12 protein-coding genes and 1 pseudogene are annotated in these 13,052 nt (G+C 66.2%); 6 read left to right on the plus strand and 7 right to left on the minus strand.

Going from position 1 to position 13,052, the window contains the following annotated elements; genetic code table 11:
- Nucleotide 1 precedes the first annotated feature (1 nt).
- The gene (locus G401_RS0112845; RefSeq protein ID WP_027342827.1) at nucleotides 2–769 is read right to left on the minus strand and encodes an SGNH/GDSL hydrolase family protein; all 768 of its coding nucleotides are present in this window, start codon (nucleotides 767–769) and stop codon (nucleotides 2–4) included.
- A gap of 108 nt (nucleotides 770–877) precedes the next feature.
- On the opposite strand from G401_RS0112845, the gene G401_RS45325 reads away from it, so the two are divergent.
- A complete protein-coding gene (locus tag G401_RS45325) occupies nucleotides 878–1,582 on the plus strand; it encodes a DsbA family oxidoreductase (RefSeq protein ID WP_064741754.1) in 705 nt (234 codons plus the stop codon).
- 136 nt (nucleotides 1,583–1,718) lie between these two features.
- On the opposite strand, the gene G401_RS0112855 is transcribed toward G401_RS45325, so the two are convergent.
- The 5 genes from G401_RS0112855 to G401_RS0112875 all read right to left on the minus strand — a co-directional run bounded on the left by G401_RS0112855 (nucleotide 1,719) and on the right by G401_RS0112875 (nucleotide 6,838).
- Nucleotides 1,719–1,919, minus strand: a complete 201-nt coding sequence (locus G401_RS0112855) for a hypothetical protein (RefSeq protein WP_027342828.1) — start codon at nucleotides 1,917–1,919, stop codon at nucleotides 1,719–1,721.
- A gap of 146 nt (nucleotides 1,920–2,065) precedes the next feature.
- Nucleotides 2,066–2,530 (minus strand): SigE family RNA polymerase sigma factor, encoded by a 465-nt coding sequence (locus tag G401_RS0112860; protein WP_211240733.1) that lies wholly within the window; start codon nucleotides 2,528–2,530, stop codon nucleotides 2,066–2,068.
- 206 nt (nucleotides 2,531–2,736) lie between these two features.
- The gene (locus G401_RS45330) at nucleotides 2,737–3,429 is read right to left on the minus strand and encodes an alpha/beta fold hydrolase (RefSeq protein ID WP_034591505.1); all 693 of its coding nucleotides are present in this window, start codon (nucleotides 3,427–3,429) and stop codon (nucleotides 2,737–2,739) included.
- An 89-nt stretch (nucleotides 3,430–3,518) separates the two neighbouring features.
- Nucleotides 3,519–6,092: a hypothetical protein gene (locus tag G401_RS0112870; RefSeq protein WP_157545652.1), complete on the minus strand. Its 2,574-nt coding sequence runs from the start codon at nucleotides 6,090–6,092 to the stop codon at nucleotides 3,519–3,521.
- 422 nt (nucleotides 6,093–6,514) lie between these two features.
- Entirely contained in the window at nucleotides 6,515–6,838 is a 324-nt protein-coding gene (locus G401_RS0112875; RefSeq protein WP_157545654.1) for a hypothetical protein, read from the minus strand.
- Nucleotides 6,839–7,259: 421 nt separating this feature from the next.
- Here G401_RS0112875 and G401_RS0112880 point away from each other — a divergent pair, with 421 nt between their 5' ends.
- The 4 genes from G401_RS0112880 to G401_RS55760 all read left to right on the plus strand — a co-directional run bounded on the left by G401_RS0112880 (nucleotide 7,260) and on the right by G401_RS55760 (nucleotide 10,829).
- Complete coding sequence (locus G401_RS0112880) at nucleotides 7,260–7,841, plus strand: hypothetical protein (protein WP_157545656.1); 582 nt, start codon at nucleotides 7,260–7,262, stop codon at nucleotides 7,839–7,841.
- A gap of 212 nt (nucleotides 7,842–8,053) precedes the next feature.
- Complete coding sequence (locus G401_RS57055) at nucleotides 8,054–8,671, plus strand: hypothetical protein (RefSeq protein WP_064741755.1); 618 nt, start codon at nucleotides 8,054–8,056, stop codon at nucleotides 8,669–8,671.
- Nucleotides 8,672–9,007: 336 nt separating this feature from the next.
- The gene (locus G401_RS0112890; RefSeq protein ID WP_027342833.1) at nucleotides 9,008–9,373 is read left to right on the plus strand and encodes a DUF7674 family protein; all 366 of its coding nucleotides are present in this window, start codon (nucleotides 9,008–9,010) and stop codon (nucleotides 9,371–9,373) included.
- Between the two features lie 931 nt (nucleotides 9,374–10,304).
- Nucleotides 10,305–10,829 carry a hypothetical protein gene (locus tag G401_RS55760; protein ID WP_157545658.1) on the plus strand — a complete coding sequence of 175 codons (525 nt, stop codon included), beginning with the start codon at nucleotides 10,305–10,307 and terminating at the stop codon, nucleotides 10,827–10,829.
- A gap of 372 nt (nucleotides 10,830–11,201) precedes the next feature.
- On the opposite strand, the gene G401_RS0112900 is transcribed toward G401_RS55760, so the two are convergent.
- Nucleotides 11,202–12,467 carry a hypothetical protein gene (locus G401_RS0112900; RefSeq protein ID WP_027342835.1) on the minus strand — a complete coding sequence of 422 codons (1,266 nt, stop codon included), beginning with the start codon at nucleotides 12,465–12,467 and terminating at the stop codon, nucleotides 11,202–11,204.
- Nucleotides 12,468–12,541: 74 nt separating this feature from the next.
- Here G401_RS0112900 and G401_RS58575 point away from each other — a divergent pair.
- Nucleotides 12,542–12,961, plus strand: a pseudogene (locus tag G401_RS58575) (site-specific integrase); the annotation flags it as partial.
- Nucleotides 12,962–13,052 lie beyond the last annotated feature (91 nt).

Here is a 13,052-nt window from a genome sequence, read left to right on the forward strand (position 1 = left end):
GTCAGGAATTCACCGGTCCGGGGACCGGTCGCTTCGCCTCCAGGTGATCGCCCGAGGACCGTCCGGTGAGCCGCCGCTTGATCCACGGCGCGAGGTGCGTACCGGCCCAGTGGATGTCGTTCACCCGGGCCCGGGCCCAGGACGGGCGGTGCCAATCCGGCACGTCCCACCAGCCCTCCGGCACCGGTACGCCGAGCGCGGTCAGCACGTGCGCCGCCACCCGGTGATGCCCGTACGCCGACATGTGCAGCCGGTCGACACTCCACATCGCCGGACTGGCGTACGCGTCGTCGTCCCACAGGTCGACCAGCCGGCACCCCTGCTCGACGGCGATCCGGCCGACGGCGTCGTTGAGGTAGGTCACCCGCGGCGCGATGAGCTTGCCCCCCGGCAGCCGGTCGACGAGGTTGGCGAAGCGGAACACGAGAACGTCGGCGCCGTCGCCGCGCAGCCGCCGCACGGACTCCTCGAAGCGGGCCATGAGGGTCGGCGGATCGCAGTTCTTGCGGAGCACGTCGTTCCCGCCGGCCGCGAAGCTGATCAGATCCGGTTTCATCGCCAGAGCGGGTTCGAGCTGCTCGGCGACGATCGCGTCGTAGAGCCGGCCGCGGATGGCGAGGTTGGCGTACTCGAAGTGGTCCACCTGGGCGGCGAGGACGCTCGCGGTCAGGTCGGCCCAGCCACGGAAGACGCCGTCGGCGCGCGGGTCGGGATCGTCGAGCCCCTCGGTGAAGCTGTCTCCCAGGGCGACGTAGCGCTGCCAGGCCATCCGTGCACACTCCTCGCGGACATGAGTGACGTGCCGGTCGTTAGTACCGGAAAGTAGTTTGTCCCACACCGGGGAATCGGCGCGTACGCCGGGTGGTTGGAGTGTGGCGTGGATATCGAGATCTTCTCCGACGTCGTGTGCCCGTGGTGCTGGATCGGCGAGCGGAAGCTGATGCAGGCCGTCGAGGGCTTCACCGCCGACACCGGCGAACCGGTGAACGTGCGCTGGCGCGCGTTCCAGCTGGACCCGACGGCGACCTCGGAGGGCCAGCCGCTCGTCGAGTGGCTGGGCAAGCGCTACGGCGGAGAGGACACCGCGCGCCGCATGTTCGGCCAGGTGACCTCGGTCGGCGCGGAGGTCGGCCTGGAGATGAACTTCGAGCGGGCGATCAGCGCGAACACGCTGGAGGCGCACCGGCTCATCTGGTGGGCCCGTTCGACCGGCGCGAACCAGCGCGACATGGTGGAGGCCCTGCACAAGGCTCACTTCACCGAGGGCCTGGACATCGGCTCGACCGACGTACTGGTGGACGTCGCCGCCTCGATCGGCCACGATCCCGTCGCGGTACGCGAGTTCCTCGACTCCCCCGGCGGTCTCGGCGAGGTCGACCGGGAACTGGAGACCGGCCGCGAGCTGGGCATCACCGGCGTACCGAGCTTCATCTTCGCAGCCAAGTACATGATCAGCGGCGCGCAGGACGCGTCGGCGGTCCGCCAGGTCCTCGACGAGGTCCTCCAGCGCGAAGGCCGCTCCCCGCTGACGGTGCTGACCCCGCAGGGTGCGGTCTGCACCGACGAGAGCTGCGAGATCTAGCCTTATAGGCTACTTAGTCATCTATGTTTCACGTGAAACGACATAGATGATCTTCTACTAAATATGCATGTGGACGGCCACCCCTGATACGGGTGGCCGTCCACATGTCTCGTATTCGCCCTGGGGCTTGACCGGTTCAGGCGGCCGGAGGCTGCCTGTCGTTCCGATCGAGCGGCTTGAACAGGACCTTCATGGCCCACAACGCACCGACCACCACACCGCCGATGGCGGCGTAGGGCCCGATGTGGTCGTAGCCCAGGACGGCGAGGATCGCTACCGACGCACCGAAGAGGATCGAGATCCCGACCAGGATCCGCGAGACGATCTGTGACTGCATGACGGTCACTGTGCCATGTGTACGCCGCTGCGGGAACCCGCCTTGTCCGCGGCCGTTTCGGGTGAAGGGACGGGCCCGCCGGATGGTGGGACGCGTCGATTCCTGGGCCAGATCTCTCAACAGCAGTCGGACGGTGTCGACATCCGTCACTTCGCCGAGCCGATCATCAAACCCTCGAGTTCAGGCGCGATCTCGCGCAGCCGGGCCAGCGCCTTCGACGTCTGCGACTTGATCGTGCCGACGCTGACTCCCAGCGACTCGGCCGCCTCGACTTCGCTGCGGTCCTCGAAGAAGCGCAGCACCAGCACGGCGCGCTGCTTCGCAGTGAGCCGCAGGAGCGCCGCCCGCATCGTGATCCGCAGCGTGATCTGGCCCGAATCCTCGACGAGCCGGCTGCGCTGGCGGTCGGGCAGGTCGCCGGGCAGCACCTCGGCCACCTTGCGCCGCCGCCACCAGCTCACCTGCAGGTGGTACATGGTCTTGCGGGTGTACGCCTCGGCATTGGAGCTCTCGGCGAGCCGGTCCCAGGAGGAGTGCGTCCGGGCGAGCGCGGACTGCACGAGGTCCTCGGCCAACTGGTGATCGCCGGTCAGCAGGTACGCCGCCCGCATCAGGGAAGGCTTACGCGCCCGGACGAACGCGTCGAACTCGGCGAGGTTACCGGCGCGGAGGTCACGCGCGATCGGTGCGTCGGCCAGCTGGGTCACGGCTCTCAGACCTTCCCGGGAGGGTTACCGGTGCTTTCATCCTGGGAGACGCGGGGCCCCCTGTCGAGGTTGCCGCCGGGCCGCATTTTCTTCCGACACTGGCACCACCGTCAGCCCAGCGCCGCCGCTTCGTCGAGAACCACCTGGAACGGCCCGGTGAGCGGGTCGATGACGCAGTAGTGGCCTTCGCCGGGGAGGCGTACGAATCGGATGTCGGGGTGGCTGTCCCGGTAGGACTCGGCCACCTCGATCGGTACCGTCTCGTCCGCCGACCCGTGGACGATCGTCACCGGTCGCCGCGGCGCGAGCAGCCGAGGATCGAACCCGGCCGGGTCGTGGTCGCCGAGGAATGCGGCCACCGCGTTGCCGCTCAGCCCCAGCGCGCTCGCCCGGGCCAGGTCGGCGACGGGGGCGAGGGCGACGACTCCGCGTACGTGCTGCGGCGCGGTGGCGGCCGCGTGGAGCGCGAGATGTCCGCCGGCGGAGTGTCCGAGCAGCACGACCTCGCCGCCGACGGCGGACAGCGCGGCGCGTACGTCCTCGACGGTGGCACCGGGGTCGCCCGGGATACGCCGGAACTCCACCGTGATCGCCGTCCAGCCGGCCGCCTGCATCGCGTTGGCCATCGGATACAGGTGCACCCGGTCGTACGCCGGCCGCCAGAATCCGCCGTGCAGCAGCACGGCGGTCCGTTCGGCGGCTCCGGGGAAAACATCGAACACCTGGTCGGGGTGGCCGCCATAGGCGACCGTCCGCGTCGGAGCCTCCGCCGCGCGACTCAGTACCGACTCGTCCTCGGGCATGGTGCTCCCTCCGTGGCTGATCTTCTCCGACGGCAGGTTATCCCCAGGTGGTTATCCACATCCCTGTGGATAACCACCTGATCACCAGGTCACCGGGTCACGGTCGGCAGCGGCAGCACGGCGGTCGTCCAGGCCGTGCCGTTCCAATGCGCCGCGTACCCCTGGGTGTGGTAGCCGTCGCTCGTCCCACCAACCGCCCAGACGTTGTTCCCGCCGATGGCGGCCACGGAGTTCAGCGCGGTGTACGTGCCCTTCCGCGGTACGGCCAGAGTGCTCCACGCGCTGCCGTTCCAGTGCTCGGCGACGGCCTGGAACTGGCCGAACTGGCCCGAACCCTCAGGTATCGCCGCGCCGACCGCCCACACGTCGGTCGGCCCGGTGCCCGCGACGCCACGCAGGTCCAGATCAGAACCGGCGGCGGCCAGACTCACCTTCTGCCATGCGCCATCCGTCCAGTGGAACGCCGTCGTACCCTCTTCGCCGACCACCCAGCCGTCGGTGGCGCTGGTCATCGTCACGCCGAACAGCCAGGGCGGCGTACCGGCGCTCTCCGCGGGCACGGGCAGCACGGCGTCGCGGCCCAGCACCGTCACGACGTAGGCGCCGTTGTCCGCCTCGCCGATCGCGACCACTCCGCCCTGATGATCCGCGGCCACGGACTCGTAGTGGCTGATCGAGTCCGGCACGTCGACCTGAGTCCAGGTGGAACCGTTCCAGTGCAGGACCAGGCCGTCGTCCTGCGTGCCGGTCCGCTCGGAGCCGACCGCCCAGACGTCGTCGGGTCCGAGCGCGACCAGTCCCCTGATCCCGGTGTTGTAGGTGCTGCCGCCCAAGGGTGCGGCCGACAGGTGCCAGGCGGTGCCGTCCCAGTGCTCGATCAGCACGTTGTTGACGTACGTAGTACCGATGATCGTCTGGTAGTTGCCCGCGGCCCAGACGTCCGACGGTCCGGCGACGGCCACCGCGGCCACTCGGGTCGCCAGGGCTCCCGCCGGTTCCGGCAGCAGGCTCGCCGACCACGAAGTACCGTTCCAGTAGTTCACCGTGGCCCAGTCGCGGGTCGACCGGACGCCGAACTTGCTGATCGAGCTGGCCCACAGATGTCCCGCGCCGTCGGCGGCCACCGCGTTGCCATACCCGTCGACGGCATTCTGGCTCAGGTGGGCCGACGGCGAGGAGTCTCCGACGAAGTAGCCGGACACGTCGACGAGCACACCGGTGTAGCCGGCGCTGTTGTAGATCTTCGTGGCCCCGTCCGGACCGAGCCGTCCGATCACGAGGTTCGCGACGTTGGCGTTCGACGGAAAGTTCACGTCCGAGGCGGTCGGCCGAGACTTGTCCGAGGGGAAGGCCGTCAGGAATCCGGGGCTCCCGGCGATCGCCGTCAGCGTGGCGATCACGCCCGTGGGCGGCGTGATGTCCAGCGCCGTCGGAATCAGATCGTTCCCGGCGACGGTGACCGTGGCGGTCTGGCCCGGCAGCAGCATCGACTGCGGCCCGCCGGCCGTCCGCAGGTCCGCGACCCGGGTCGGGGTCACGCCGACGAAGTACGCGCCGCCGGCGGCCGGGTCCGAGCCGTCCCCGAACCAGCCGGTGACATCCGCGACGAGCGGCGTACGCCCGGCGAGGTTGTAAAGGCTGATCTTGCCGTCGACCCCCACCGGGACGATGACGCGGTTGGCGACGATCTGGCCCGCCGCGAAGTTGAGGGTGGAGGCGAGCGGCCGGTTGTCCGCCTTGGGATAGGCGGTGACGAAGCCCGCCGCGGTGGAACCCGCCACGGTGAGGTTGAGGACGACCGCGCCCACACCCATCGTCGGTACGCCGCCGGCCCCGGTCACCTTCAGGTCGATGGTGGCACCCGCCCCTGGCGTGGAGGCACCGAGCCCGCTGCGGGTGTCCATCAGCCGGGCCGGAGTCAGACCGTGGAACAGTTCCCCTTGGGAAGAGGTGTCGGCGGTGCTGAACCAGCCGTCGGCGTCGACCACGAGCTGCGCCGCGCCCAACGAGTACAGCGTGACGGCACCGTCGGCGCCGACCGGCACCACGACCAGGCCGGCGACGGTCTGCCCCTTGAGATAGTTCAGGTTGGACGCTTCCGGCCGCGTCGTCTGGCTCGGGTACGCGGTCACGAAGCCGGCCCGATTCGACCCCGTCACGGTCACGTTCAAAACGACCGATCCCACTCCGCTCGACGGAATGCCGTGCGCCCCGGTGATCGGAACGGTAATCGAGTTCGTCGGCCCCGTCGACGGCACCCCGGTACGCGTATCCGCGATGCGTACAGGCGGAATCGCGTGCAGCGACCCACCGAGCGGCTTGAGCGTGACCGGGGCGAGCGCGTCCGTGGCGGCCGAACTCGCGGCGCCCGCGAGACTCGCGACCCGGACCGTGTACGCGGTCCCCAACGGCACGTGCGGCAGCACGGCGCGCTCAGTGCCGACAGGCACGTCCACGCTGGTCGTAGCCGGTGAGGTCGTGACCCGGTAGCCGGTCACGCCGGTACGGTCGACCGGCGGTGCCCAGGTGACGGCGAGGTTCATGGCTTCCTGCGCGGCCCACACCTGGCCGGGCCCGGCGGGCGCGGCGGCAGCGGGCTGTGGCGCAACGAAGAACGCCGCCACGCAGGCGGCAACGACTGTGGTGATGAGATGACGACGCACGACTTCCCCCGTCCGAGCGATCAGCCTTCTCAAGAAACATCGAGGACGGCGAACGCGCCATAGCCCGGTCGATCTTTCGTGAAAGCCATTCGGATGAAGGGGCGAGGCGCCGGAGCCGCTCACCTCTGCGGCTGACAGCCTGCGGGCGTGCGCGGCGAGACCGGTCAGGAAGACCGGAATGGTGCAGCCACGGTGTGGTGGTGGAGCCTAGGAGAATCGAACTCCTAACCCCCGCCTTGCAAATGATGATCGCCTCCGGTCGCCATGATCGCTCGGCGTCCTCGGGTACCTGGCACTGGGTCGCCGTTGTCGTCCGCTGTCGTCAGTCGCGGGCGCTCGGCGACCCTCTTGCCGAGTTTTCGCCGAGTCCCTCGCCCTACTATCGCTGAGTTATGGCACGCTGGGTCCAGCCCGTCACATTGTCAGTCCCCTTCGAACGCTATCGATGCGTCCGGCATCGTGGCGCACGCCTCAGCCAGAGTCCGCAGCCTCTCTAGGCCACGGCGCTCCGGCCCCTGCCGCGCGGATGGCAACAGCCTCTCAATCTCGGCGAGAAGCTGCGGCATATCGGACGGCATGAACTGCACTTCGCCGTAGGGATCGACACGACTAAGCAGGGGCAAGCCGGGGTCTTCCCTCCCTAGCAGTCGATCGAAGTCGCCTGCCGCGTCAAACGTCCCGCCAGCGGGGTCGGGCAGCCCGATCAGCTGCTTCCCCGCCTGCCATAGAGACGCCTGCACATTCATGCCCTGATGATCTCGTGATGCGTCGCCAGCTAGACATCGCATCTTCAGGTTGGAAGTGCGCTCGCAATGATTCCACTTGTCCGTTATGCCGTGCAGTGCGCCGACTCTGGCGACCTTTCGCGACCGCTCAAGCCCGCATGCGGAACGCCTGAATGGCCCGTGAATGGCCCGGCCGGGGCTGGGCGACGACCCAGGTACGCTCTCACCGTGGAAGAGGCGTTTCCAGACTTGCCTGGCTGGATCTTCTATACCGATGAACTCTCTGCCGGGGCTTACCGCGTCGGCGGAATGGACCGGTCTGGTCGCAGGGTCGATGTGACCGGGAGTGATCCAGAAGGGCTACTTGAGGACTGCCGACGTTGGGCCGCACGAGTCGCGTCCGATGATGGCGAGCGGTGAGATGCATCGAGGTGGGTCTCGCGTGAGGGTTCTCAATCTTGGATTGGCGGCCCTGCGGACCGTACAGGCACTCGACTACCCGAAGTACCTGGCGGCGACATGGGTAATGGCTACCGAGATGGGCCGCCTGTACGGCGACCGAAATCGCGCCGACGGTCGAGACCTGTCTCAAAGATCGTTATCCGTGCTACGAGCAGCGATCGACGCACCGATCCATGAAGTCCAGGCTACGGCGCGCGATCTTTTCTTCGAGTGGCTTGACCTGATGGGCATCGAGTACGAGCCGGAGGATCCGGACGACGTCAGCGAGGTTGACGTGGACGTGGAGCCTGGCGTGCTGAACCTATGGTTCACCATCCGTGACGTCATGGCAGAACTAGCAGCCGAGGCTCCGCCGTACAGCGGCATCAGCCGCCTAACCCTCGCCGTCGAGATGTTCGAGGAAACGGACTCGGACAGGGGCGTCATCGTTATCAACACCTGGGAAGTCACCGAAGACAGCTTCACGGCAACCACCCTCGCTAAGTTCCACACCGTCGCTGAACTGGTCCAGCAGGGCAATCTAGCGCCAGAGGCTGTGAGAGCCGAAGCGTTTGGCTGGTAACCCAACGCTGTCGTCGGTTTGAGTTCGACCGGCCACCCATCCGGACCCTGAACCTACGGATTCCTGGCCGAGCGGTCGATCATGGCTCCGGACCTGACCGTGAGGGTTCTGGCGGCCTCCGGCGTCCGTGCCTGGTTGCTGGCGTTGCTGTACTTCGCTGCTGTACTGCAAGCATGCCGGACTAGGTTGTTGCCGTGGCAAATGATGACGTCATGATCAGGCTCACCAAGAATCAAGCTCTGGTCTTGTCGCTCTGGCTCGAACGGGTCGAGGGGAACGAGGTCTTCAAGCGTCTGGTTGATGATCGCGCTGTGTGGTCAGCTCTGCTTCGCATCGAAGGCACACTGGACAAGTCTCTGGCGGAGCCGTTCCATCCAGACTACGTTGCGCTGCTCGAAGCAGCACGCGACCAACTGCTGGAGGAACTGGGCGACTTTGGGCTACCAGAGGAGACCCACGTGGAAGCGGTTCACGAAGACTGCGCGTTGATCCTTGACAAGATCGAATTTCTTCTTGTGGTGAACCGGATCGCCGTCGGTGTCGATCAGGTCGAGCCGCTCTTGGATGACCTGCTCAACCGGATTCACCACAGGCCGCACTGCTGGCCCGTGGTGAGCCAGCGGCTGGAAGCGCTACTGGAAGCCATCGACTACAACAACGTCGTCATCATCGGGTACTGCATGCATGAGCTGCGATGGGAGCAGATCCGCAGCAAGACGGTCGAGCTGAAGGCGGCAGCCGGCCCCGACCAAGTGCTCCTGTACCACCGCGTACTGGAGTCCTTCCAAGACGACTGGCCTGAACGAGACCTCTATGAACGCTTCGAGTGATGCTTTACGCGTTGCCGGACGGCGGCGGGTCACTCTCCCAGCCCCCGGTCTGCCCACCCATGCCGGTGCTCTGAGCGGGGAATACCGTCAGCTTGGGAAAAGTCGTCGTGATCATCGGATATGCCTGTTCACGCAGGTCACCTAGCCAGAGAAGCGTCCGCTCATGACCGTTCGCGACCGGTCGTGGACTGACCTTCTGGCCCGTGGCTGGCCCGTAGCCGCGCGGAAACCGCTAGCTGCCACGCCGAGCTCACCGCATCATGAGTCTCGGCTGGCAGTTCAACTGCGGCCTGCGAGGTCTACGGCAGTCTTCGCCCGGAGATGGGGATCTTAGAGATGAGCGGCCAAGTCGCGTTCATGCAGCAACTCGTGGCAGCGTTCCCCGAGCTACAGGACCTTTACGAAGCCGAGGTCGAGAACAACGGCGAGGTTCTGGCTCACGTGATCTTCGGTATCGGCGGTGGCATCACCGACGAAGTCGTGTCGGCCTACATCGAGGACTCACCGGAGGGGCTGGACTGGCGGAGGTTCCTAGCGTTCCTCGACAAGCACGTCGGCCAGGGCGACAAGGAAGTTAACGTGGTGATCGGGACGAGCTTCCTTTGGAGGCTCCCCTGGCCGACAGAGCCCGGCTACGGGCTGGTGGACGAGCTTCCCCCACGCCTCCACGAGATGTGGTCGCGCATACGCCCATCCGGCTAGACCGACCGCCAGGGAGCAGACCCGGCGGCGTCAATCACGCCTTGACACCCGTACGCGCCGGGGACCCACTCGGCTGTCCCATCGCTGTCGGCCCGCACACCGTGGACACGGGTTCTGGTTGGCCGGCAAGGTGGAGCGCCCCACCGGACGAACGACCTTGCCGGCCAACCAGGTTCCGTGTCGGCTCGCCCCGGGTCGGCAGTGACGGGACCAGTCCCACCGAGCATGACCACTCTCCCGACTCGCAGCGCACCACGGTCGCCACCCTCCTGTTGCCGAGCGCCCCTGCCAGGGGCATGCTCTTCGGCTCTGTCGTCCTGGACGGGGGTCCGGTCATCGGGCGGAGGATCGGTCCGCAGTCTCTGGGTTTGTCGCCGAGCTGCACCGTGCACGCCAGCCGCCGGGCCGGTCGCCGTTGCCGAAGGCACAAGGCGATCCGTGCCCGAGCGAGCAGGCGTGCGCGCCGCGCTTGCGCGGCGCCTTGATCCCCAAGAGACAAAATCGGCAAACTACTTTGAGCCCTGAACCGCTTCAGCCTGGCTGTCCTTGAGGTCGAGGGGCATATATGCGGTGCACGCCGTTGATCGTAAGCGGCCGGGTCATGGCGCGTACTGAGTGGCACCGCTAAGTTGTCTCTATGGCCCTTCGCCAACGCTCAAAGCACGGGTGGGGATCTCAGCGCGTTGTACGGCGATCGCGATCATTTGTCGCTGCCGCGATCGGTATGCTCGCACTCTTGCTATCTAATCTAGTCTGGGATGTGGCATCCATCGCAAGAAGTAAGACCACCTATATTCTTCTCGACGCTAATACTACTTCGACCCTCATCATCGCGATCAGTGGCGCGGTTATAGCCCGAACGCAATACGCGCGAACTATTCGACCGTACGTCGCAGGGAGGTTTTCACGCTACGCTCCGCCAAGAGGTAACGTGGTTGCAGCGGAAGGTGAGCCATCGGTTGGCAGCTTCTACACTTACAATGCTGGTTCCAGCACCTGCATTGTTCAAGATCTCAGTTACCAATTTCGCCTGGCCTCTTGTGCGCTATCTGGCGGGCTGTCCCATGACGAAAGCAGCTGGCAACCTAGAAGAACCCTGGTCAGCGCATTGCGTGCTGCTGGGCTACGAGAAGACCGAGACTACTTTGTTGCCCGGATAGGTTCTGCACCGCTACCTCCCATTGTGAATCCTTTAGAAGGGCTACATCTCCTCACATTAAATTGGCGAACGATCGCTTGCATTGAGAGTTTGTCGATTCGCATTACAGTGACCGACATCATTGGCGATACTCACGAGCGAGTCTTCAACGACTTCTTCATGCCAGCACATCTAATCGAGGTCCAAGAATACGAGAATGCTCGGCGATTGGCGGCCGACGCGACCCCGGAAGAGGAGGTCGAGGTTGAGAGCTTCGAGGATTCATCGCTCGGTCGACCGGTGTCGTCGGAGACCTGAGACGGCTTAGGGGAGTTGATGCTTAGAACACCGGCGCCATGAATATTGAGCCGCACAGGCGTTGACGGTTGCATATCGTGAGCTCGTGAACACGTCGTACGCATACGCTCACCCGGAGAATGGACGTGTCGCCGCCAGGGTGCAAAATGACGGTGTGACGAGTGCGCCGAACCCTTCCGCCGAGTGGTGGACGACTACCGATGTGGCGGCGTACCTCGGTGTGCAGGTGTCAACGGTCGCGAACTATCGCCGTAGGGAGCAGATGCCGCAGCCAGCGCAGACGATCGGCCGAACGCACGTGTGGCGGCCTCAGCAGATCATCGAGTGGCACGAGAAGCGTCCTCGGCCCGGCGTCGGGGGCCGGAAGTCAGCTCAGGCTTGATCAGCTGATCCAGCGGCGAGTGACCGGACGTCGTCGAGGAAGGACTTGGCCTCGGGCTGGTCCTTGTACTGGTCGCGTAGGAGAGAGGTCAGCTCCGAGGAGACCATTAGAAGCGACGGCAGCGACTTTCGGTCGCCAGTGAGAGCCTTGCGGCCCAACGAAACTGCGCGTTCCAGATCTCCGGCCCGGCCGGCCACGACCGCGAGGGTAAGGCGAGCCTCCGAGATTCGCATCGGCTTGCGCTCGATGCCGTTCGGATCGGTCGAAGCCCGGATGACTTCGCGTGCGTACAGGCTCGCCCGTCCGTCCTCGCCGACGAGGCGGTAGCCATCCATGGCGTAGAAGTCGAACTTCGCCGGATCAACGACGAAGTGGTTGTCGAGATCGTCGGGATACGGCAGCGTCTCAAGCACCTCGCGACCCTCTTCGAGCGCAAGCTCCACCTGGCGACGATCGCCGATGCGCGCCCAAGCCTTCGCCTTCTGTGCCGCGAGTTGCACGGCGACGCTCCGGCCTGGCGCGATGAGGATGCCAGTGTCAGCGGCGGCGATCACGCCGCGAAGGTCACCTTGAGTCAACGCGTACCAGGCTCGCATCTCGTGAGCCCAGCCCTGGATGTCGAGGTTCCCCGCCTCCTGGCCGAGCGATAGGGCGGCCTTGCGGGTGCCCTCGGCCTGGTGACGTTGACCCATGTCGTACTCGACGCAGCCCAGCAACAGGGCAACCCATCCGGCAAGCGACAAGATCTCCTCGTGCTGCGCCAAGGTGAGGCGCCGATCCAGAAGGCCCGTGATCCGTCGGAGCCACGCCTGGCCCTCGACGAGTAGCTGGCCGGATGGCATGTAGGGGTACTCGCAACACAGTCGGTCGGCGGTGATGCGAAGTGCGTCAAGCGTGGCCTGCGAAACGTCGGACGCCCGGACACGCGAGAGTAGTTCCAGGGTGTCCATGCCGGTGCCGTGGAGGAGTTCGTCATCCCCGCTGCGGTGACTCGGGCGAGGGAAGATGGCGGCGGTGACGGTGCCGAACGTCTTCGCGATCAACGACTTGTAAAAGTCGTCGGGTTCGGAGTCGCCTGCCTCCCAACGTTTCCAGTTGCGCGCGAGGCTTGCAGCCTCGGGCAACGGCTTCTCTGAATGAGCCTGTAGTGCCCGTACTGCATCGCTCTGCGACCATCGCCGTGTCTGGCGCTCAGCGCGAATCCGCTGAGCCCACGCGGGCCGGTCATCGTCGCGTACCAGCTCGTCCTCCTCCATGAGCCCAGTATCGACTCGGGCATGAGCTGTCCCCCGCGACGGTCCGCAAGGCGCACAGCGTCATGACTCGGATCATGACGGCTGCCGTCCGCTCGCGTCTGATCGCCGCGAACCCGTGCGAAGGCGTCAAGGTGACCGGCGGCGCGTCCAGTACGGCGACCGCCATCGCCCGGGACGTCTTCCTGGGCCAGCTTCTTCCGGCAGTGCCACCGACTCACCGGCCGCTCGTGGCAACGGCAGGCGGAACCGGACTGCGCTGGGGCGAGCTGGCGGGCCTGCCTTGGCGGTCCGTAGACCTCGACGCGGCGACCCTTCGGGTGTCGCAGGTGGCGGTCGAGACCGCCGAGGAAATCTCGATCAAGCCGTATCCGAAGAGCCGGGCGGGAGTTCGCACCGTTCCGCTCCCGGCCTTCGTGGTCACCGCGCTGCGCAGCCTCCTGGTGGATCGGGACGAGCCGTCGCCGGCCGAACTGGTCTTCACCACCACCAACGGCACGGCCTACCGTCGGTCCAACTTCCGGCGTCAAGTCTGGCGACCGCTGCTCGTCCGGGCGGGCCTGCTCGGACGGATCGTGGAGAGCGGCG

The sequence above is a fragment of the Hamadaea tsunoensis DSM 44101 genome (genome assembly GCF_000428945.1).
Taxonomy (GTDB): Bacteria; Actinomycetota; Actinomycetes; order Mycobacteriales; family Micromonosporaceae; genus Hamadaea; species Hamadaea tsunoensis.